General features: G+C 68.8%; 20 protein-coding genes. 6 read left to right on the plus strand and 14 right to left on the minus strand.

Translation table 11 applies throughout. The features are described 5' to 3' along the window. Positions 1 to 11 precede the first annotated feature (11 nt). Positions 12 to 2372 (plus strand): NADP-dependent malic enzyme, encoded by a 2361-nt coding sequence (locus ACW5F0_RS08390; RefSeq protein WP_456999524.1) that lies wholly within the window; start codon positions 12 to 14, stop codon positions 2370 to 2372. Here ACW5F0_RS08390 and ACW5F0_RS08395 read toward each other — a convergent pair. From ACW5F0_RS08395 to ACW5F0_RS08405, 3 genes are read right to left on the minus strand one after another with little or no spacing between them, the layout of a single operon-like run. Further along, the gene (locus tag ACW5F0_RS08395) at positions 2369 to 2731 is read right to left on the minus strand and encodes a response regulator (protein ID WP_456963494.1); all 363 of its coding nucleotides are present in this window, start codon (positions 2729 to 2731) and stop codon (positions 2369 to 2371) included. The two genes, ACW5F0_RS08390 and ACW5F0_RS08395, sit on opposite strands and share 4 nt — an antisense overlap. A 4-nt stretch (positions 2732 to 2735) precedes the next feature. Next, positions 2736 to 3176, minus strand: coding sequence for a response regulator (locus tag ACW5F0_RS08400; RefSeq protein WP_456963495.1), 441 nt, complete (start codon positions 3174 to 3176; stop codon positions 2736 to 2738). Further along, positions 3173 to 4972 carry a sensor histidine kinase gene (locus ACW5F0_RS08405; protein ID WP_456963496.1) on the minus strand — a complete coding sequence of 600 codons (1800 nt, stop codon included), beginning with the start codon at positions 4970 to 4972 and terminating at the stop codon, positions 3173 to 3175. Before ACW5F0_RS08405 ends, ACW5F0_RS08400 begins: the two co-directional genes overlap by 4 nt. 178 nt (positions 4973 to 5150) lie before the next feature. Here ACW5F0_RS08405 and aceE point away from each other — a divergent pair, with 178 nt between their 5' ends. Next, positions 5151 to 7844 (plus strand): pyruvate dehydrogenase (acetyl-transferring), homodimeric type, encoded by a 2694-nt coding sequence (gene aceE / locus ACW5F0_RS08410; RefSeq protein ID WP_456999526.1) that lies wholly within the window; start codon positions 5151 to 5153, stop codon positions 7842 to 7844. Positions 7845 to 7964: 120 nt separating this feature from the next. On the opposite strand, the gene ACW5F0_RS08415 is transcribed toward aceE, so the two are convergent. Beyond that, positions 7965 to 9248, minus strand: coding sequence for a hypothetical protein (locus tag ACW5F0_RS08415; RefSeq protein WP_456999668.1), 1284 nt, complete (start codon positions 9246 to 9248; stop codon positions 7965 to 7967). 59 nt (positions 9249 to 9307) lie between these two features. Between ACW5F0_RS08415 and ACW5F0_RS08420 the strand changes: the two genes are divergently transcribed. After that, entirely contained in the window at positions 9308 to 9805 is a 498-nt protein-coding gene (locus ACW5F0_RS08420) for a hypothetical protein (RefSeq protein ID WP_456963499.1), read from the plus strand. A gap of 199 nt (positions 9806 to 10004) precedes the next feature. On the opposite strand, the gene ACW5F0_RS08425 is transcribed toward ACW5F0_RS08420, so the two are convergent. The 5 genes from ACW5F0_RS08425 to ACW5F0_RS08445 all read right to left on the minus strand — a co-directional run bounded on the left by ACW5F0_RS08425 (position 10005) and on the right by ACW5F0_RS08445 (position 14725). Then, positions 10005 to 10718, minus strand: coding sequence for a hypothetical protein (locus tag ACW5F0_RS08425; RefSeq protein ID WP_456999528.1), 714 nt, complete (start codon positions 10716 to 10718; stop codon positions 10005 to 10007). After that, on the minus strand, positions 10715 to 11668 hold the full coding sequence (locus tag ACW5F0_RS08430; RefSeq protein ID WP_456963501.1) for a DUF2167 domain-containing protein: 954 nt from the start codon (positions 11666 to 11668) through the stop codon (positions 10715 to 10717). The genes ACW5F0_RS08425 and ACW5F0_RS08430 overlap by 4 nt, the downstream gene beginning before the upstream one ends. A gap of 102 nt (positions 11669 to 11770) precedes the next feature. Further along, on the minus strand, positions 11771 to 13291 hold the full coding sequence (locus tag ACW5F0_RS08435) for an acetyl-CoA hydrolase/transferase family protein (RefSeq protein WP_456999529.1): 1521 nt from the start codon (positions 13289 to 13291) through the stop codon (positions 11771 to 11773). A gap of 150 nt (positions 13292 to 13441) precedes the next feature. Next, entirely contained in the window at positions 13442 to 14215 is a 774-nt protein-coding gene (locus tag ACW5F0_RS08440) for a hypothetical protein (protein WP_456963503.1), read from the minus strand. Positions 14216 to 14374: 159 nt separating this feature from the next. After that, positions 14375 to 14725: a BON domain-containing protein gene (locus tag ACW5F0_RS08445; protein WP_456963504.1), complete on the minus strand. Its 351-nt coding sequence runs from the start codon at positions 14723 to 14725 to the stop codon at positions 14375 to 14377. 186 nt (positions 14726 to 14911) lie between these two features. Between ACW5F0_RS08445 and ACW5F0_RS08450 the strand changes: the two genes are divergently transcribed. Then, positions 14912 to 15355 (plus strand): PepSY domain-containing protein, encoded by a 444-nt coding sequence (locus tag ACW5F0_RS08450; RefSeq protein WP_456963505.1) that lies wholly within the window; start codon positions 14912 to 14914, stop codon positions 15353 to 15355. 140 nt (positions 15356 to 15495) lie between these two features. On the opposite strand, the gene ACW5F0_RS08455 is transcribed toward ACW5F0_RS08450, so the two are convergent. The 4 genes from ACW5F0_RS08455 to ACW5F0_RS08470 all read right to left on the minus strand — a co-directional run bounded on the left by ACW5F0_RS08455 (position 15496) and on the right by ACW5F0_RS08470 (position 17189). Next, positions 15496 to 15738 carry a DUF3297 family protein gene (locus ACW5F0_RS08455; protein ID WP_456963506.1) on the minus strand — a complete coding sequence of 81 codons (243 nt, stop codon included), beginning with the start codon at positions 15736 to 15738 and terminating at the stop codon, positions 15496 to 15498. A gap of 92 nt (positions 15739 to 15830) precedes the next feature. Further along, complete coding sequence (gene msrB / locus ACW5F0_RS08460; RefSeq protein WP_456963507.1) at positions 15831 to 16298, minus strand: peptide-methionine (R)-S-oxide reductase MsrB; 468 nt, start codon at positions 16296 to 16298, stop codon at positions 15831 to 15833. Between the two features lie 38 nt (positions 16299 to 16336). Continuing rightward, positions 16337 to 16621, minus strand: coding sequence for a DUF4031 domain-containing protein (locus ACW5F0_RS08465; protein WP_456999531.1), 285 nt, complete (start codon positions 16619 to 16621; stop codon positions 16337 to 16339). 7 nt (positions 16622 to 16628) lie between these two features. Then, the gene (locus ACW5F0_RS08470; RefSeq protein WP_456963509.1) at positions 16629 to 17189 is read right to left on the minus strand and encodes a DUF3016 domain-containing protein; all 561 of its coding nucleotides are present in this window, start codon (positions 17187 to 17189) and stop codon (positions 16629 to 16631) included. 169 nt (positions 17190 to 17358) lie between these two features. On the opposite strand from ACW5F0_RS08470, the gene ACW5F0_RS08475 reads away from it, so the two are divergent. Continuing rightward, positions 17359 to 18339 (plus strand): L,D-transpeptidase family protein, encoded by a 981-nt coding sequence (locus tag ACW5F0_RS08475; protein WP_456963510.1) that lies wholly within the window; start codon positions 17359 to 17361, stop codon positions 18337 to 18339. Between the two features lie 3 nt (positions 18340 to 18342). Then, positions 18343 to 19062 (plus strand): M23 family metallopeptidase, encoded by a 720-nt coding sequence (locus tag ACW5F0_RS08480; protein ID WP_456963511.1) that lies wholly within the window; start codon positions 18343 to 18345, stop codon positions 19060 to 19062. Positions 19063 to 19077: 15 nt separating this feature from the next. Here the strand turns inward: ACW5F0_RS08480 and ACW5F0_RS08485 are convergent, their stop codons facing one another. After that, on the minus strand, positions 19078 to 19704 hold the full coding sequence (locus ACW5F0_RS08485; RefSeq protein WP_456999532.1) for an arylesterase: 627 nt from the start codon (positions 19702 to 19704) through the stop codon (positions 19078 to 19080). Positions 19705 to 19785 lie beyond the last annotated feature (81 nt).

Consider the following 19785-nt stretch of genomic DNA (forward strand, 5'->3'; position numbering starts at 1 on the left):
CAGGGGCTAGAATGGAACGTCGCCCGAATCGCAGCCCCGCCATGCCCGAACAGCCGCCCGCAAACCCGTCGTCGACCGAAGAATTCAAGCAGGCAGCGCTCGACTACCACCGCTCCGAGCCGCACGGGAAGATCAAGGTCGCCGCGACCAAGGCCCTGGTGACGCAGCGCGAACTGGCCCTGGCCTATTCGCCCGGCGTGGCCTACGCCTGCGAGGCGATCGTGGCGGACCCCGACGAGGCCAGCACGCTCACCGCGCGCGGCAACCTGGTGGCGGTGATCTCCAACGGCACCGCGGTGCTGGGCCTGGGTGACATCGGCCCGCTGGCGGGCAAGCCGGTGATGGAAGGCAAGGGCGTGCTGTTCCAGAAATTCGCGGGTATCGACGTGTTCGACCTGGAAGTCGACGAGCGCGATCCCGACAAGCTGGTCGACATCATCGCCAGCCTCGAGCCGACCTTCGGCGGCATCAACCTCGAGGACATCAAGGCGCCGGAGTGCTTCATCGTCGAGCGCAAGCTGCGCGAGCGGATGAAGATCCCGGTGTTCCACGACGACCAGCACGGCACCGCGATCATCGTCGGCGCGGCGCTGATCAACGCCCTGGAAATCGCCGGCAAGCGCATCGACGAAGTGAAGATCGCGCACTCGGGCGCAGGCGCCGCGGGCATCGCCTGCCTCGACATGCTGGTGGCGCTGGGCGTGAAGCCCGACAACATCCTGGCCGTGGATCGCGACGGCGTGCTCCACTCCGGCCGCACCGGCCTGGACCCCGACCGCGCGCGCTATGCCCGCGACACCGCCAAGCGCACGCTGGCCGAGATCGTCGAGGGCGCCGATGTGTTCCTCGGCCTGTCCGCAGGCGGCGTGCTCACCCCTGCGATGGTGGAAACCATGGCCGCGCGCCCGGTGATCCTGGCGCTGGCCAACCCAAGCCCGGAGATCCTGCCCGACGCGGCCCGCGCCCTGCGTCCGGACAGCATCATCGCCACGGGTCGTTCGGACTATCCGAACCAGGTCAACAACGTCCTCTGCTTCCCCTACATCTTCCGCGGTGCGCTCGACGTCGGCGCCACCGAGATCAACGAACGGATGAAACTCGCCTGCGTGCATGCCATCGCCGACCTCGCCAAGCGCGAGTCGTCCGACCTCGGCGCGGCCTACGGCGGCGACATCCTGTCCTTCGGCCCCGACTACTTCATCCCCAGGCCCTTCGACCCGCGACTGCTGATGATCGTGGCGCCAGCCGTGGCCCAGGCCGCGATGGACTCCGGCGTGGCCCGACGTCCGCTCGCCGACGTCGGCGCCTACCGCGAGAAGCTCGGGCAGTTCATCCACCGCACGGGCCTGGTGATGAAGCCGGTGTACGAGCGCGCGCGCGCCGACATCAAGCGCATCGTCTACGCCGAGGGCGAAGAGGAAACCGTGCTGCGCGCCGTGCAGACGGTGGCCGACGAGCAGCTGGCGCGGCCGATCCTCATCGGCCGGCCCGACGTCATCGCTTCGCGCATCGAGCGCCTTGGCCTGCGCCTTCAGGAAGGCCGCGATTTCGACCTCACCAACATCAACGACGATCCGCGTTTCAACGACTACTGGCGCCAGTACCACGCGTTGACCGAGCGCCGCGGGGTGACGCCCGATGCCGCAAAGAACCTGGTCCGCTCGCGCGCGACGCTGATCGCGGCGCTCATGGTCCAGCGCGGCGAGGCGGACGGCCTGATCGCTGGCCTGGTCGGCCGTTACCACAAGAAGCTGGGCTACCTGCGCACCGTCTTCGGCCTCGACCGTCGCGTGGCCTGCACCTCGGCCATGACGGGCGTGATCAACGAACAGGGCGTGTGGTTCTTCCTCGACACGCATGCCCAGATCGACCCGACCGCCGAGCAGATCGCCGAGGCCACGCTGCAGGGCGCCTACCGCCTGAAGCTGTTCGGCATCGAGCCGCGGGTGGCGCTGCTGTCGCACTCCAACTTCGGCAGCCACGACAATCCGGGCGCCGCGAAGATGCGCCTCGCCCGCGACATCCTGGCGCGCCGCGCGCCGCGCCTGAACATGGACGGCGAGATGCAGGGCGACGCCGCCTGGGACGAGGCGCTGCGCCAGACCATGTTCCCCAGCACCACGCTTACCGGGCGCGCGAACCTGTTCGTCATGCCCAACATCGACGCCGCGAACATCTCCTACAACCTGGTGCGGGTGATGACCGGCGGCGTGGCGCTGGGGCCGATCCTGATGGGCCTGGACCATCCCGCCCACATCCTGACGCCGGGCAGCACGCCGCGCCGCGTGGTCAACATGACCGCGATCACGGCGGTGGACGCGCAGATCCGCGCGACGCTGCGCGGGGATGCGACGGGGGACTCCGCCAGCTAGCCGGTTACCCGGCTGCAGTCGATCGCGCGCGCCAGTTCCACCAGGCGCGCGAGGTCGTCCTTGAGCACCACGTCGTCGTCGGGGAGCTTGCGGTCGAAGGGCAGGGCGCCGGTGACGAACACGAAGCGCGCCCACGGCGCACGGCTGCGGACCGCGGCCATGGCCTCGGGCCCGGACCAGCCGGGCAGGTTGAGGTCGCACAGGACCAGCTGCGGCTCGAAGCCGTCCAGCGCCGCCGCCAGCGCGTCCTCGCGGCAGAGGTTGCGGCAGTCCACGACCAGTCCCGCCTCGCGCAGCGCGAACTCGGTGAGTTCGGCATCGTCGCGCGAGTCGTCGATGATCAGCACGCGCAGCGCCATGGGATCAGCCCTCGGACGGACTTTCGTTGAGCACGGCCCAGAACTTGCCCAGCGTGCGCACGGCCTCGAAGAACTGGTCCACGTCCACCGGCTTCACCACGTAGGCGTTCACGCCCAGGTCCCAGCTGCGCGCGAGGTCGTTCTCTTCCCGCGATGACGACAGGATCACCACCGGCAGGCGCTTGAGGTGCTCGTGCTCGCGCAGGTGGGTCAGCACTTCCAGGCCGTCCATGCGCGGCATCTTGATGTCCAGCAGCAGGACCGCCGGGTCGCCCTCGGGACGGTCGGCGAAGCGGCCGCGGCGGAGCAGGTAGTCCAGTGCCTCGACGCCGTCCTCGACGTGGACGATCGGGTTGGCGAGGTGCGCGTCACGCAGCGCATCGATCGCCATTTCGGCGTCGTGCGGGCTGTCCTCGGCAAGGAGGATCGTGCGGATGGCGGTCATGCGTTGTGGCTCCGTGGACCCAGGTCCAGGTTGGCTGGGAGTGTGAAGTGGAAGGTGGCGCCCTTGCCGGGCTCGGATTCGGCCCAGATGCGCCCATTGTGCCGCGTAACCACGCGTTTGACGCTGGCCAGGCCGATGCCGGTGCCGCTGAACTCACTGGGCGCGTGCAGGCGCTGGAACACCCCGAACAGCTTGCCGGCATAGGCCATGTCGAAGCCGGCGCCGTTGTCGGACACCGTGAACAGGTGTTCGCCATCGTCACCCAGCTGGTGCCCGACCGTGATCACCGCCGGTTCGCTCTGCGCGCTGTATTTGACCGCGTTGCCCAGCAGGTTGCTCCAGACCTGGCGCAGCATGTTCTCGTCGGCGACCAGCACGGGCATGGATTCGATCTGCCACTGGATGTGGTGGCCTGGCGTGTCGATGGCGGCATTGGCATCCAGCATCGCGCGCGCTTCCTCCAACAGCGACTGCATGTCCACCGCCTGCAGGCGCAGCGCGCTGCGTCCCAGGCGCGAGTACACCAGCAGGTCGTCGATCAGCTCGGACATGCGTTTGGCCGAACCACCGATGACCTGGATATAGTGCTGGCCCTTGTCGTCGATGTCGTCGCCAAGGTGGCGGCGGAGCTTGTCGGCGAAGCCGGCGATGTGGCGCAGCGGCGCGCGCAGGTCGTGCGAGACCGAATAGCTGAAGGCCTCGAGTTCGCGGTTGACGTCCGAAACCTGCTCCACCTTCCCTTCCAGCTGGCGGTTGAGGTCGCGGATGTGCTCCTCGCTGGCCTTCTGCAGGCTGATGTCGCTGGCGGTCACCAGGGCGACGGATTCGTCGTTGTCGGGCAGCTCCATCAGCCGTGCGTTGACCAGCATCACGCGGTCGATGCCGTCGGCGGTGCGCTGGCGCAGTTCGTAGTCCCACAGTTCGCGGCCGCGGGCGAGGACGTCGCGCAGCCGCCGCAGCATCTCGGCGTCGTCCCAGGCGCCGCCGCCGATGCCCTTCAGCGCGCGGCCCCTCTGGTCGCCGTCGATGCCGAAGAGTTCGGCGAAGGCGGCGTTGTACATCACCATCTCCAGCCCCGAGTCGAGCAGGACGATGGGCTCGCGCACGGTGTCGAGCACCGCGCCGGCGCGCGAGTTGGCGCGGTGCGACGCGGCCTCCGCGCGGGTGCGGCGGTCGGAGTCGCGCACGGCCAGCGTGGCCAGGCCGAACAGCAGCAGGATCTGCGCGGCAAGCGAGCCGGTGGCCAGCCAGTTGGCCTGGCGCCGCGTGCGGTCGGCCGCAACGATGCGGTCGTCGAGCAGCGCGCGCTCGGCGCGGACCATCTCCGCGATCGGGGCCTGGACCGGGAAGTGTTCGGCCAGGCGTTGCAGCTCGTCGTTGTCGATGCGGCCATCCCTGTCGACAAGGCGCGCGATCTGGTCGAGGCGCTGCGAGATGCTCTGGCGCAGGGTGCCGACGCGCACCTGCTGCCGGGCGGATTCGCGGGTGAGCTGCTCGATGCGGTCGAGCGTGGGGAAGACCAGGGTACGGCTGTAGTCGAGGCGCTCCTCGAGGACCGGGGCGGTGGCGCCCAAGGCGCGCTCGAGCGCGGCCGCCTCGATGTTGCGCACCGCGGCGCTGACCATCTGCAGGTTGGTCTCGACCTCGAGGGTATGGGCCACCAGGGCTTCCGCGTCACGCGTGCGCTGCTCCGCCATGCGCAACAGCGCGAACGGCCCCACCACGATCAGGAGCACGGCGGCGGCCAGCAGGAGTGCGCGCCAGTGCGGGCTGACCTTGTACGAGGCGAAGGGCATGGGCAGCGGTGGGTCCCCTGGATTGGTACGGCCGGCGGCGTGCGAATGGAGGGCACCGGTGGCCGCAGGATCATCCGTCAAGCACCGCCCGGTGGCAAACGCCGGATGACCGCGCTGGTAGAATGCGGGGTCCATAGACCATGACTGACACGGCCGGCGCGCCGGTGCGGGAGCAGAGATGAACAGCTGGCTGAACGACGTCCTCGACAACGATCCGGATCCAACCGAGTCCCAGGAGTGGCTGGAGTCCCTGAAGGCGGTCATCGACGCCGACGGCCCCGGCCGTGCGCACCAGCTGCTCGAGGGCATGGTCGAGCTGACCCGCCGCGCGGGCGCCCACCTGCCGTTCGCGCCGACCACCGAATACATCAACACCATCCCGCCGCACCTGGAGCCGAAGATCCCCGGCGACCAGACCATGGAATGGCGCATCCGCTCGATCATCCGGTGGAACGCGATGGCGATGGTGGTGCGCGCCAACCGCAAGCCCGGCGACCTCGGCGGCCACATCGCAAGCTTCGCCAGTTCGGCCACGCTCTATGACGTCGGCTTCAACCACTTCTGGCGCGCGCCGTCGGAAGACCACCCGGGCGACCTGCTCTACATCCAGGGCCATTCCTCGCCGGGCATCTACGCGCGCTCCTTCCTGGAAGGGCGCCTGACCGAGTCGCAGATCGACCACCTGCGCATGGAAGTCGACGGCCGCGGCATCCCGTCGTATCCGCACCCCTGGCTAATGCCCGATTACTGGCAGACGCCCACGGTTTCGATGGGCCTGGGTCCGATCGCCGCCATCTACCAGGCGCGGAACTGGAAGTACCTCGAGGCCCGCGGCCTGATGCCCAGGACCGACCGCAAGGTGTGGTGCTTCCTCGGCGACGGCGAGACCGACGAGCCCGAGAGCCTGGGCGCGATCTCGATCGCCGGCCGCGAGGGCCTCGACAACCTGGTCTTCGTCATCAACTGCAACCTGCAGCGCCTGGACGGCCCGGTGCGCGGCAACGGCAAGATCATCCAGGAGCTGGAGGGCAACTTCCGCGGCGCCGGCTGGAACGTCGTCAAGGCGATCTGGGGCAGCTACTGGGATCCGCTGCTGGCGCGCGACAAGGACGGTGCGCTGCGCAAGCTGATGATGGAAACCGTCGACGGCGAGTACCAGAACTGCAAGGCCTTCGGCGGCAAGTACACGCGCGACAACTTCTTCGGCAAGTACCCCGAGACCGCAGAGATGGTGGCCAACCTCTCCGACGATGACGTCTGGCGCCTCAATCGCGGCGGCCACGACCCGCACAAGGTCTACGCCGCGTACCAGAACGCGGTTGAAACCAAGGGCCAGCCCACGGTGATCCTGGCCAAGACGGTCAAGGGCTACGGCATGGGCAGCGCCGGCGAGGCGCTCAACCCCACCCACCAGACCAAGAAGCTCGACGACGACGCCGTGCGCGCGTTCCGCGACCGCTTCAAGATCCCGCTTGACGACGCCCAGCTCAAGGATGGCGAGGTGCCCTTCTTCCACCCCGGCGAGAAGTCCGAGGAAGTGGAGTACATGAAGGAGCGCCGCGCCGCGCTGGGCGGCTTCCTGCCGCAGCGCCGCGGCAAGAGCACGCAGACGCTGGTCGCGCCGAAGCTCGAGGTCTTCGAGCGCCTGCTCAAGGACACCGGCGAGCGCGAGATCAGCACCACCATGGCCTTCGTGCAGTCGCTGGGCATCACCCTGCGCGACAAGCAGGTGGGGCCGCGCGTGGTGCCGATCGTCTGCGACGAGGCGCGCACCTTCGGCATGGAGGGCCTGTTCCGCCAGATCGGCATCTACGCGCCGGACGGCCAGAAGTACAAGCCGGTCGACCGCGACCAGCTGATGTACTACCGCGAGGACGCCACCGGACAGGTGCTGCAGGAAGGCATCTCAGAGGCCGGTGCGTTCGCCTCGTGGATGGCGGCGGCGACCAGCTACAGCACCAACGACCTGCCGATGCTGCCGTTCTACATCTACTACTCGATGTTCGGTTTCCAGCGCATCGGCGATGCCGCCTGGCAGGCGGCGGACATGCGCGCGCGCGGCTTCCTGCTCGGTGCCACCGCGGGCCGCACCACGCTCAATGGCGAAGGCCTGCAGCACGAGGACGGCCACAGCCACCTGCTGGCCGGCGCGATCCCCAACTGCCGCGCCTACGACCCGACCTTCGCCGGCGAAGTGGCGGTGATCGTCCAGCACGGCATGGAGCGCATGCTCGACCAGCAGCAGGACGAGTACTGGTACATCACGCTGATGAACGAGAACTACGCCCATCCGGCACTGCCCGAGGGCGCGGCCGAGGGCGTGATCCGCGGCATGTACCTGCTCAAGGATGCCGGCAAGCCGAAGAAGGGCGAGCTGCGCGTGCAGCTGCTGGGTTCCGGCACGATCCTGCGCGAGGCGATCGCCGCCGCGGAGCTGCTGGACAAGGACTTCGGCGTCACCGCCGATATCTGGTCCTGCCCCAGCTTCACCGAGCTGCGCCGCGACGGTTTCGATGCCGAGCGCTGGAACCGGCACAACCCGGAGGCGAAGAAGCCGCGCAAGGCCTACGTCACCGGGCTGCTGGAAGGCCGCCAGGGCCCGGCGATCGCCGCCACCGACTACGTGCGCGCTTTCCCCGACCAGATCCGCGCCTTCGTGCCGATGCATTACACGGTGCTGGGCACCGACGGCTTCGGCCGCTCGGACACGCGCGCCAACCTGCGTCGTCACTTCGAGGTCGACCGCTTCCACATCGCCCATGCGGCGATCGATGCGCTGGCGAAGGACGGCAAGATGACCGCGAAGGACGCGGCGCGTGCGCTGAAGCTCTACAAGATCGACACCGATCGGCCGAACCCGCTGCACGCGTGACCGTACCCGCGCAGCGGCTGTCCGTCGCGTGGGACGCACTGCTGGAAAGCACGAAGGCACGCCCTGGGGCGTGCCTTCGCTTTTACGGCCGGAGTGGGGCGTCCCTGCCCCGGACCGGACTCACTCGGCCAGCTGCTTGCCGTCGAAGCGCCACGGGGCCGCGGCTTCGGCCCGCATCGCGGACGATCCGCCCGCATCGGACCGCGCGCAGGCGACCCAGAACGTGACCGTTTCCGAGCTGCCGAACAGGCGGCGGTTCGAGGCGATCACCACCCATTCCCGCGCATTGCTGCCCACGCCGCTGGTGTTCATGTAGATGCCGCTGACGCTGTCGAGGTTGAAGTTGTCGGCCGCGTGGTTGGCCACGTAGACGCCGCCGTTGACCGCGACCTCGTAGGAGGCGCACTGGCCGATGCCGCGACGGATCGAGCCCGACGGAATGCTGGCCGTGGTGGTGGTGAAGCCGATCGAGGAGATGCCCGCCGGACCGGCCGGACCCTGCGGACCCGCGGGTCCGATCGCACCGGCGGGACCTGCCGGGCCTGCGACGCCCGCCGATCCCGCAAGGCCGATCGGACCCATGGGGCCCATGGCACCGGTGGCACCAATCGCGCCCTGTTCGCCCTGCGGACCAGCGTCACCGGCCGCACCCGTCAAGCCTTGCTCGCCCTGCGGACCAGCGGCACCGGTTGCGCCAGTGAGGCCTTGCTCGCCCTGCAGACCCGTCGGGCCAGCCACGCCTTGCTCACCCTGCGGTCCGGCCGCGCCGGTCGCACCGGCAGCACCGGTTGCGCCAGTGAGGCCTTGCTCGCCCTGCAGACCCGTCGGGCCAGCCACGCCTTGCTCACCCTGCGGACCGATCGCGCCGGTCAGGCCCGGCTCGCCTTGCGGACCGGCCGGGCCGGCATCGCCGACGAGGCCTTGCGGACCGGCAATGCCGGTTTCACCGGTGGGACCCTGTGCGCCGGCGGGGCCGGTTGCGCCAGCTGCGCCGGCAGGCCCTTGCGAACCCATCTGCCCGGCTTCGCCGGTGGCGCCCCGCGCGCCCACGGCACCAATGGTCAGGCCATAGTCCAGCTGGGTGGTGCCCTGGCTGCTGAAGTGTTCGATGGTCAGCATGTAGTCGCCGGGCGGCGGCAGGCCGCCGGGCAGCGTGCAGGTCAGCATGGCCAGCGCATCGGGGCCGCGCGAGCGCATGCAATGACGCGAAATGTCCCCCACGTCACCGAGCGTAATCCGTGAACGCCCGAGCGAGTACTGCAGGTCTTCGCCGAGTACGACGAACGCGCCCAGGTCGTCCATCGTGACCACCGAGACGATGCGCGGCTCAGCGAGCGCGCTCCCCGAAGCGATGGCCAGTGAGAGGGCGCCCGCGAGCGCCGTACGGTTACGTGTCTTGCCCATTGCTGTTTCCCCTTTTCCGGATGTGACTCGCGGGTGAGTCCGCGTTCCCATTGGAAAGCGTGAGCAATGACCGTGCCAAACGTGACGAAGTGCCGTTTTCGGGGCTTGACTCCGGCCGTTCCATGCGGCTTTGCGCGTTGTTCAGCAGGATGGAAGCGGGCTGGACGGTACGGATGGACGGGCTGTCGATTGTCAAATCACGGGAGGCGCGGACGCTGCGCGTCCACGTGCGCGGCCCTGCGTCATTCGAGGCCACGATGGCCTACTGGCGGGAAATCGTTGAGGAAAGCCGGCGGGACCGCCCGGATTTCGTGCTCCTGGTCGATGAGCTCCGCGGGCCCGCGCTTGGAGCGGTGGAGTGGCAGGCGCTGGTCGTGAGCCTCGCCGGCTCGAACCTGGCGTCGGTGCGCATCGCCCACGTCAAGCCCCATGGACTCGACGAGGTCGAGTACTGCGAGCTGTCCGCGAGGCAGGCCGGATTCCAGGCGCGGGTCTTCGTGAACGAGCGCCTGGCCAGGCTCTGGCTGCATTACGGGGAGCAGCCGGAGACGCCCTGAGTGCCGGGTCTCAGGCTCTGGGCGTGTACTGCCGTGGCCCGCGGAGGACTGCCGCTACCGGAATCGCCGCATCGCTTCGTCGTAGGCCGCGTTGATCGCGGCCGAGCGTCGCTGCGCGATGTCGCGGATCTCGTCGGCCGCCGGGGCTGCGGGGTCACCGTCGCCCGCGTCCCCGTCGCCGGGCGGTCGCTTCGCATACTCATGGCAGCGTCTCCCGGACATGTCCGAGCTGGGCGCGCATGCCGTCGACGTGGATGGCACTGTCGTCGGCACGCGCGACCAGGTCGATGCGGGCCTCGATCCCCTTGCGCAGGCGTGCGCCGTCCGCCGCAGCGAGTGTCCGGGCCGCGAAGGCGAGCGGATCACCACGCAGGCCGCGTACCAGGCAGACCTTGCGCACGAGGTTGATGGCATGCGGAGGGCAGAGCAGCGCCCCGATGCCGAGCGCAACGACGTCCCGCCCCGACAGGCCCAGGCGCCGGCGCCTTCGCGCAAGCAGCGCCAGCATCAGGGCGATCACCGCGTACGCGCAGCCGAGGATCGCCAGCAGCACGCTTGGCACCCGGTAGGCGAGGATCGCGGCGGGCAGCGCCACCAGCAGCAGGAAACAGAGGGCGACGCAACATCGCCCCAACGCTACGAGCTCGGCCACGAACTCCGACAGTCCGGCAGGCGACTCCTGGACGCTCCGGTCCGCCTCCAGCCAGTTTGCGCGGAACATCGCGCGCGCCGGCAGCAGCGGGTTCGGGACATGCAGGAAGCGTCCCCCGAGTTCCAGCGAGCCCAGCCGGAACCGCCACCCGCGCCGCGTGCCGACCACCACGATCTCGTCCACGTAAAGCAGCTGCGACGAGTCCTGCACGTAGAACGCGACCAGGCCCATTGCCAGCAGGACGCCGGCATCCAGCATCACCGCGATGGCTTCTCGTTCTTGCCACCGAACAGCCTGCGCAGCCAGACGCCGCCGCCGACCACCGCGACGGCAAGCAGCTTCCAGAACTTCAGCAACGCGACGCCGATGGCGGCGAAGAAGCCCTTCTTGGAGGCGACCGCAGCAGCGCCGCCGGTGATCAGTGCGGCAAGGCCGATCTCGGCGACATGGTCGCCCGGCTTGAACTCTGCGTACTTCTCGCCGGCGGCGAACTCGTAACCGGGCATGAGCGTCTTGAACGTGGCGACCGACCCGTCCAGCAATTCCGGATCGGTTACCAGCGTCACCTCCATCACCCCGCGCCGGCCCAGCAGGCGGGTGTTGTAGTTGACGATCCGGGACTGTGATTGCTCGGTCTCGGCAAGGATTGCCCATTCAAGCGCGTTGAGCTGCCCGTCGTACTTGGGCTGGAACGACCAGCCGAGGATCCTGAGCGTGTCCCAGCCGCGTTTCGTGCGTTCTGCGTTGCTGTGGCGGGTGCCCTCGGTGATGCTGTCCAGCAAGGCGTCCGCTTCCAGCGACTCGTCATCCTGGATGTAGCCTACGGAGCTGAAGTTGAAGTAGGCGACCCAGGCGAGATCGTGCGGCGCCACCACGAACTGGTCGGCGTCCGAGGGCGGGTTTTGCATCAGCACTTCGAGGTCGCGCGTCCCCTCGGCGCCCAGGAACGCGAAACCTTCGGGCACCTGGATGGTCGCGTGCCCGGCGATTTCGCCCGTTGTCGGACCAAACTGCCAAGGCAGTTCGCCGATCGGATCGTGTTCAGCGTCCTGGGCGATCGCCGGAAACGCCAGCGCAGCCAGAACGAGTACCGCCGCGCCAAGCGCTGGAAGGATCGTGTTACGCATCCGGTTTTCCCCTGTAAAAGTTGTGCGGCCGCGCTTGGCGGCCTCCGTCCGGACTGGCGATCCCCATCGCCAGGGCCGCTCCATCGCGGCGCCCGGACGCGCAATCCTAGCAGTCGCCGCTCCGCCGGGTAGCACGCGCGGCCTCCTGGCCCGGCACTTGCCCGCGCCGCATCGGCGGCTGCGGGTTCAGCACCCTGCAGGGCGCATGTCCCCGGTATCAACCATGCGCTGGTGCCAGGACAGGGCCTCGCCGAGCAGGTGCGGCGTGTGCTTGCCGTGGCTGTCGCGGCTGGCACGGTCGAAATAGTCCTCGAGCATCGGGCGGAAGTCGGGGTGTGCGCACTTGGCGATGATCTGCCGGGCGCGCTGCCGCGGCGACAGGCCGCGCAGGTCGGCCAGGCCCTGCTCGGTCACGATCACCATGGTGTCGTGCTCGGTGTGGTCGACGTGGCTGGCCATGGGCACGATCCCGGACACCTTGCCGCCCTTGGCGGTGCTGGGCGACATGAAGACCGACAGGTAGCCGTTGCGCGCGAAGTCGCCGGAGCCGCCGATGCCGTTCATGATCCGGCTGCCGGCGATGTGGGTGGAATTGACGTTGCCGTAGATGTCGGCCTCGATCATCCCGTTCATCGCGATGCAGCCCAAGCGGCGGATCACCTCGGGATGGTTCGAGATCTCCTGCGGCCGCAGCAGGATGCGCCGGCTGTAGAAGTCGACGTCGGCGCTGAACTGCTCGATGCCCGCCGGGCTGAGCGAGAACGAGGTCGCCGAGGCCATCCGCAGCACGCCGTCCTTCAGCAGATGCAGCATGCCGTCCTGGATGACCTCGGTGTAGGCGGCCAGGCCTTGGAAGCCGCTGTCGGCCAGTCCGGCAAGCACGGCGTTGGCGATGTTGCCCACGCCCGACTGCAGCGGCAGCAGCTTGTCGGTCAGCCGTCCGCGGGCGATCTCGTGGCGGAAGAAGTCGATGAGGTGGCCCGCGATCTGCCGTGATGCCTCGTCGGGCGGGTTGAAGGGCGAGTTGCGGTCGGGGGCGTGGGTTTCGACCACTGCCACCACCTTGTCGGGATCCACCCGCAGCCAGGGCTCGCCGATGCGGTCATCGGGGTGTTCGAGCAGGATCGGCCTGCGGTCGGGCGGCAGCGCGGTGCCGTAGTAGATGTCGTGCATGCCGTCGAGCGCGGCGGGCTGCCAGGAATTGACCTCCAGGATGACCTTGTCCGCCTGCTCCAGCCAGGTCTTGTTGTTGCCCACCGACGACGATGGAACCAGGCGGCCATCCTCGCGGATGCCGGCGACCTCGACCACGGCGACATCGATATCGCCGAAGAAGCCGAACCAAGTGTGCTGTGCCACGTGGCTGAGATGGATGTCGATGTAATCGAGCGTGCCGGCGTTGATGCGCTCGCGCACGGCGGGGTCGGACTGGTAGGGGAGGCGAAGCTCCATGCCTTCGACCTTCGCCAGCGCGCCGTCGAGCTCCGGTGCGGTTGAGGCGCCGGTCAGGACCTTGACGCGGAAGTGATCACCCACGGCATGCGCGCGTTCCATCCGCGCCGCCAGCGCCCGGGGTACCGCCTTGGGATAGCCGGCTCCGGTGAAGCCGCTCATCGCGACGGTCATGCCCGGCTCGATGATGGCTGCCGCGGCATCCGCGGAAAGGATGCGGTCGCGGAACAGGGGATGGCGGATGCGGTCGGTCACGAGCGTGGTGCTCCGGAGGATTCAAACGCTCATTTTAATGCCCCGGACGCCCGCAGGACGGGAGGAATGCATCGTTTCGGCACTTGCAAGCATGCACGGCGCCCTTGCGGGCGCCGTGCGTCGTGGTTGATGCAGCTGGCCTGCCGGGACTCAGCGGCCGTCGCGGTCCATGTCGCCAGGCAGCCGATTCTCGACGCGATGCCAGGCATCCTTCACCGCCTCTTTCGCTTCCTGCCATCCCAGGCGCGACTGCCCCTTGGCCTTGTCCCAACCGCGCTCCAGCTCCGATTCGGTATCGGGCGACCACGAGGCGTCCGGCCGTGACGTGCGTGCCTGCGTGCCATAGCGATAGGCCGGACGGTAGTCTTCGAAGCCGTAGTCGGCGTTGTGATACCCCGCCTTGTCGTACTGCTGCGCGTAGTGCCTATCGGTGTCCTCGTAGGCCCGATAGGTCCGGTCGGTGCGCGTGTAGGCATCTTCAACAGCCGGGCGCGCCCGTTCCCAGTCCAGGCCGGATTCACCGCGGGTTTCATCCCAGCGGTTCTTCAGCTGCGACTCGGCCTCGTTCCATTCGCGCATCCCGGCTTCGTTGCGATATTCGGCGCCCATGCGATAGGCCGGCGCATAGTCACGGTCGAAGTCGCGGTCGCGCTGGTAGTAGTCGCGCTGCTCTGCGCCCTCGCGCCAATATTCGACTTCGGCGGTCGGGTCCACGCGTTCCGCAAGCGACTTGCCTCCGGCCGCACCGCCCACCGCGCCGATACCGCCGCCGACAAGCGTGCCGATCGGCCCGAAGATGCTGCCGACCGCGGCGCCGGCGAGCGCACCGGCAGTGCCGCCGGCGGCCACGCCGACGGGGTGCGATCCGGGCGTGCCAGTGATCGGGTCGCGATTGGCGTCCGGGGTGCTGTCTCGATTGCTCATGTGATGCTCCAGCGTCGTGGGGGAAGGACGACTATTGCGCGTGGCGGGTTGCGTCCGTGTGCAAGGCGTGCGCAGGCGTCGCTAACAAACGCAAAAAAAGACACCGGCCATGCAGCCGGTGTCTTCATGTGCACTGGCGCAAGTGCGCCTGGCTTCGGGTTACTCGGTCGCGTCGACGCGCAGCGCGGTGGTGTCGACGTCGGTGACGCCCTCGATTTCCGACGCGATGCGGCGTGCTTCGTCGATCTGCGCCTGGCTTGTGACATCGCCACCCAGCGTCACCACGCCATTGAGGGTCTCGACGTCGATCTGCAGGCCGGCGACGTCTTCATCGGCGAGCAGGCTGGCCTTCACCTTGGTGGTGATCCAGGTATCGCCCGCCGGCTGCGCCGAATCGGCGTTGTCCGAGCGCTCGGTCTTCGGATCGTCGGCGGCCAGGGCATTGCCACCGGCCAGGAGCAGGGCCAAGGCCGTTGCCGTGAAGGTGCCGTTCTGAATGCGCTTGTTCATGGGGACGCTCCGTTCTTGGTTCGGGGAGGCTGCGATTCTGTCTGCCCGCGTATCGACGTCATGTGAGCGCAGGCAGCAGCGCATGAACGGGACCCTTGGAACGGCACCTTCGAACGGCACGCCTTCATCGCCGTTTCGCACTGCTGCGCGAACACTGGCCCTTCCCCACGATCCGGAGACGGACACATGAAACATGCAGCCACGCTGACGATCGCCCTCTCGCTCGCGCTGTGCGCGGGTGTCGCCGCTGCACAGGAGAAGACCGCCCAGGCCGACGCGATGACCGCGCCGCAGGTACGCGCCGCGCTCGAGGCCAAGGGCTATACCAAGGTCAACGACATCGAGTTCGAAGACGGCGTGTGGCAGGCCGATGCGCGCAGCGCCGACGGCCAGCGCGTGGACCTGCGCATCGACCCCGCGACCGGCGAGGTCTATCCCGAAGACAGGGTCGCGCAGCTGGGCGAGGCCGATGTGCGCGCCAAGCTCACGGCCGCGGGCTACGCAGACATCCACGACGTGGAGTTCGAAGACGGCATGTGGACCGCCGAAGCCGACGACGCCAACGGCCGCGAGATGAAACTGACCCTCGATCCGGAGACCGGACGCGTGGTCGGCAAGGATCGCGACTGACGCGGGCGCACAGGCGGCACCAACCAGCAGCACCCGTGGGAGCGGCTATAGCCGCGATTCCGGCGGGGTCGGTCGCGGCTATAGCCGCTCCCACAGAAGGCAGGATGGCGTGCGGGGCGCATGGCGCGCCCCGCCGTGGCTTACTCGCCGCTGCGGAAATATGGCTCGACGCGACCGTTGATCTTCATCGTCATCGGGTTGCCGCGGCGATCCAGCGCCCGGCCCACCGCGACCCGGATCCAGCCCTCGCTGACGCAGTATTCCTCGACGTTGGTGCGCTCCTCGCCGTTGAAGACGATGCCGATGCCGCGGCCGAGGATGGCTTCGTCGTAGTGCGGGCTGCCGGGGTGGTTGCTGAGGCGGTCGGGCGGGGTCTGCGTCATATGGATTCCATCGTGTAGTTTGCCGCGGGAGCGGGCGCCAGCGCCTGCGCGTGGCGCAAAAGCATACTTGGCTGCGCTGCGTGCTGCAGTCTTCAGCCCAGCGGACGGCCTTCCGGCGCGCCGCGGTCGAGGAGGTCGGGAAGCGGCTCGCCTTCGGCCACGAAGCCCAGCGCGACCGAGTTCAGGCAATGGCGGTCGCCGGTGGGCGGCGGCCCGTCGGGGAACACGTGGCCCAGGTGGCTGCCACAGCGCGCACAGACCTCTTCGACGCGCACCATGCCGTGGCTGATATCGCGCACCAGTCGGATGTGTGCCGGGTCGAGGGGCTGGAAGAAGCTCGGCCAGCCCGTGCCAGAGTCGAACTTGGCGCTGGAGCGGAACAAGGGCAGGCCGCAGAACCCGCAGGTGTAGGCGCCCTCGCGTCCGTTGTCGAGGAAGGCGCCACAGAAGGGCGCCTCGGTGCCATGCGCGAGCAGCACGCGACGGGCGTCATCATCGAGCGCTTCGGCAAGCGCGCGTCGCTGCGCATCATCGGGTGGAGAAAGGTCGAAGGCGGACATTGGCGGCTCCAGCGGGGTGGACGCGCGCATTATCCCCTTTACTGCAGGTGCCGGCGCCCCTGGCGGCGGGCATTGGCGATCACCGCACGCATCTGTTCGCGATCGCGGTGGCGGGAGATCGGCACCGCGCCGAGCGCGATCGCGCGTGCGCGCAGTTCGGCCGTGACGTCGTAGTGCGCACCGCTGGTCTTGTCCTGGAAGGCATGGCGGGGCATGCCCAGCGCCGCGGTGAACGCGTGCAGTTCGTCCAGGGTGTCGGCCATCAGGTGCGCCCAGCGGCGGCCGCGCCAGAGCGTGACTGCGTCGTCCACATAGACCGTCATTGCGCGGTCAGCGCGCCCCGCGCGCCAGGTCGCGGCGGACCCAATCGTCGATCAGTCGTTTCTCGTGCCGCAAACCGTCGCTCATCGACACGGTACCGCCGGCCCTGTGCAGGAAGCCGAGGTCGGTGAGTTCGCGTTCGCCGCTGTCGACGATGCTTCCGGCGGCATCGCGTCGGGCATAGCGCAGGTGTATCCGGGGAGGGTAGATGTCGCGGACGATGCGCACGTGGTCGTTGCGACCGCCACCAGGCTCGAACTCGCCGGCGCGCTTGATGTCGGTGATCTCGACCTCGAGCGTTTCGCCGGGTGCGAGGGCGCTGGCGGAACGCCTGGCCACGTGCCTGGCGATGTCGCGGACCCAGTCGCCATTCCGGGCCTCGAAGCGGTTGCGGCTGTGGCGGATCTCGGTGAAGAGCGACGGGTCCGTCCACGACACGGCCACGGGGCCGTCCTGCTCCAGGCTGCGGGGATAGTCGGGATCGGTGACGTTGATCGCGCTCGCGGGGCCTGCCAGCACGAGTGCAAGCAGCGCGCCGATCAGAAGCGCCGGGACATGCAGGCGGGACATGGCACACCTTCCTGTGGTCGGGACCCCGAGTCTGCTCTTCCTGTCGGCGTCGCGGCAATCGCATTCCATACGGGTTGCAGGGTGCGTTCAGCCCTCGCCGCACCCTTCACGCTACCCGGGTCGCGGCTGCAGCAGCATCCCATGCGACCTGACCACCAAGGACGAACGCATGACCCTGGCCAAGCCGCTTGCCATCGCACTGTGCATGATCCTCGGATCGGCTCCTCAGTCCGTGTCCGCCCGATCCATCGCGGAATCCGCAGTGAAGGCCGCCGGGCATGCTGCCAACGACGCGGCGACCACGTCCGGCGACGGCGCCATGTTGCGCGCCCAGGTGCTGCTCGAGCGGGCACGCTTCTCACCCGGCGAGATCGACGGCCTGGGCGGCGAGAACACCCAACGAGCGATCGCTGCATTCCAGCGCAGCCGCGACCTGACGGCCAGCGGCGAACTCGACGCCGCCACCTGGGAGGCGCTGAACATGGATGCGGCGCCGGTGCTGGTCGAACACGAACTCGCGGCAGGGGATGTCGCCGGCCCGTTCCGACAGCTGCCCGACGACATGATCGAGAAGGCGAAGCTCGATGCACTCGGTTTCGAAAGCGCCGCCGAAGCTCTGGGCGAGAAATTCCACGCCAGCCCGGCGCTGCTGCAGCGGCTCAATCCCGACACCGACCTGGCCGCCGCGGGGACGCGCATCCTGGTGCCTGGCGTGACCGCCGCGGCGCCGCTGCCGGAGATCGCGAAGGTGGTGGTCGACAAGTCGGATTCCGTCGTGCAGCTCCTTGCCGCCGACGGCACGGTGGCAGCCCAGTTCCCCGCGTCCACCGGCAGCGAGCATGATCCGCTGCCGATCGGGGAATGGACCATCCAGGGCGTCGCGCTCGATCCGACCTTCCACTACAACCCGGACCTGTTCTGGGACGCCGATCCCTCGCACGCCAAGGCAACGCTGGCACCGGGACCGAACAACCCGGTCGGCGTGGCGTGGGTGGACCTGTCCAGGGAGCACTACGGCATCCATGGCACGCCGCTGCCCGCGCACGTCGGCAAGACCGATTCCCACGGTTGCATCCGCCTGACGAACTGGAACGTGCGCGCGCTGGCCGAGGCGGTGAAGCCCGGCACGCCGGCGGTCCTGCAGGAATAACGAATGAAGTACATCGCCATGGCCCTGGCCGGCCTGTTGCTGGCGGCGGCGGTGCATCTGGCGCTGATGTCGCCAACGGAGCGCGCGCAGGTGCTGCACATCACGCGTGCAACGACAGTGCCTGTGGATGCTTCGGGCGGGCGTGCAGTGGAGGCAGCGCCCACTTCGATGCAAGCCGGGGCGGGTGACTCCACCCTTGGCCCCGCAGGAGGCGAGCCACGCATTCCGGCGCTCCCGGTCGACACCGGATCCGTCCCGCCCATGGAGGTGAGTGCGCCGGTGCTGCCGTCTGGCCTCGTGGTTCCGGTGCAGGGCGTGGCGCCGTCGCAACTGTCGCCCACCTTCGAGGACGCGCGCAGCGGAGGGCGCGTGCACGAGGCGCTCGACATCATGGCGCCCGCCGGCACGCCGGTGCTGGCGGTGGCGGACGGCCATATCGAGAAGCTCTTTGACAGCAGGCAGGGCGGGTTGACGATCTACCAGTTCGAGCCCGGCGGACGCCATGCCTATTACTACGCCCATCTGGAGCGCTATGCGCCAGGGCTGGCGGAGCAGCAGCATGTCCGTCAGGGTCAGGTGATCGGGTACGTGGGCAGCAGTGGCAACGCGGATCCGACAGCGCCGCACCTGCATTTCGCCATCTTCGTGCTGGGTCCGGAACAACGCTGGTGGGAGGGCGCGGCGATTGATCCCTGGCCGCTGCTTTCCGTCGAAACGCGCTGACGCGTGGTGCCGGCTTCAGCGCAGCAGTGGTGCGAGTGCCTGCCAGACGTGGTCGCGGATGGCCGGCTGTGCGTCGGCGGTCGGATGCAGGTTGTCGTCCATGAAGTGGCTCCTGTCCACGGCGACGGGTTCGAGCAGGAACGGCAGCAGCGGGATGTCGAAGAACGCGCCGAGCTCGCGGTAGGTGCGCTCGAAGCCCTGCGTGTACTCGGGCCCCAGGTTGGGCGGCATGCGCATGCCGATCAGCAACACCCGCGCGCCGACGTGCTGCGACGCCCCGACCATGCGGGCGAGGTTGTACTTCAGCTCGGCCAGCGGCAGTCCACGCAGCGCATCGTTCGCGCCCAGCGCGATCACCACCACGTCGGGGCGGTGCCGCAGCACCTCGCCCACCACGCGCGCGGAGCCACCGGCGCTGGTTTCGCCGCTGATGCTGGCGTTGACCACGCGCCAGTCCGGATGACCGTCCGCCATGCGCTCGGCCAGCAGCGCCACCCAGCCCTGTTCCGCGCGCAGGCCGTAGGCGGCCGACAGCGAATCGCCCATGACCAGCACGGTGCGTGGCGCAGCGTCCCCGCGCGCCACCTCGGACGATGGCTGCGCATGCGCGGCGGTGGCCAGGAACAGCAGGCACAAACCCATGGCACATTGCAGCCGGCGCCGCAGCCCCCAATATCCAGTCTTCATCCCGCGACTCCCGCTCCTGTCCGTCGTGCTGCCCGG

Source organism: Luteimonas sp. A534 (genome assembly GCF_054072805.1).

What these genes read in the sequence shown, in the direction of transcription:
- ACW5F0_RS08390 (WP_456999524.1), top strand. Translation starts at nt 12, where the DNA reads ATGGAACGTCGCCCGAATCGCAGCCCCGCCATGCCCGAACAGCCGCCC.
- ACW5F0_RS08395 (WP_456963494.1), bottom strand. Translation starts at nt 2,731, where the DNA reads ATGGCGCTGCGCGTGCTGATCATCGACGACTCGCGCGACGATGCCGAA.
- ACW5F0_RS08400 (WP_456963495.1), bottom strand. Translation starts at nt 3,176, where the DNA reads ATGACCGCCATCCGCACGATCCTCCTTGCCGAGGACAGCCCGCACGAC.
- ACW5F0_RS08405 (WP_456963496.1), bottom strand. Translation starts at nt 4,972, where the DNA reads ATGCCCTTCGCCTCGTACAAGGTCAGCCCGCACTGGCGCGCACTCCTG.
- aceE (WP_456999526.1), top strand. Translation starts at nt 5,151, where the DNA reads ATGAACAGCTGGCTGAACGACGTCCTCGACAACGATCCGGATCCAACC.
- ACW5F0_RS08415 (WP_456999668.1), bottom strand. Translation starts at nt 9,248, where the DNA reads ATGGGCAAGACACGTAACCGTACGGCGCTCGCGGGCGCCCTCTCACTG.
- ACW5F0_RS08430 (WP_456963501.1), bottom strand. Translation starts at nt 11,668, where the DNA reads ATGGAGCGGCCCTGGCGATGGGGATCGCCAGTCCGGACGGAGGCCGCC.
- ACW5F0_RS08440 (WP_456963503.1), bottom strand. Translation starts at nt 14,215, where the DNA reads ATGAGCAATCGAGACAGCACCCCGGACGCCAATCGCGACCCGATCACT.
- ACW5F0_RS08445 (WP_456963504.1), bottom strand. Translation starts at nt 14,725, where the DNA reads ATGAACAAGCGCATTCAGAACGGCACCTTCACGGCAACGGCCTTGGCC.
- ACW5F0_RS08450 (WP_456963505.1), top strand. Translation starts at nt 14,912, where the DNA reads ATGAAACATGCAGCCACGCTGACGATCGCCCTCTCGCTCGCGCTGTGC.
- ACW5F0_RS08455 (WP_456963506.1), bottom strand. Translation starts at nt 15,738, where the DNA reads ATGACGCAGACCCCGCCCGACCGCCTCAGCAACCACCCCGGCAGCCCG.
- msrB (WP_456963507.1), bottom strand. Translation starts at nt 16,298, where the DNA reads ATGTCCGCCTTCGACCTTTCTCCACCCGATGATGCGCAGCGACGCGCG.
- ACW5F0_RS08465 (WP_456999531.1), bottom strand. Translation starts at nt 16,621, where the DNA reads ATGACGGTCTATGTGGACGACGCAGTCACGCTCTGGCGCGGCCGCCGC.
- ACW5F0_RS08470 (WP_456963509.1), bottom strand. Translation starts at nt 17,189, where the DNA reads ATGTCCCGCCTGCATGTCCCGGCGCTTCTGATCGGCGCGCTGCTTGCA.
- ACW5F0_RS08475 (WP_456963510.1), top strand. Translation starts at nt 17,359, where the DNA reads ATGACCCTGGCCAAGCCGCTTGCCATCGCACTGTGCATGATCCTCGGA.
- ACW5F0_RS08480 (WP_456963511.1), top strand. Translation starts at nt 18,343, where the DNA reads ATGAAGTACATCGCCATGGCCCTGGCCGGCCTGTTGCTGGCGGCGGCG.
- ACW5F0_RS08485 (WP_456999532.1), bottom strand. Translation starts at nt 19,704, where the DNA reads ATGGGTTTGTGCCTGCTGTTCCTGGCCACCGCCGCGCATGCGCAGCCA.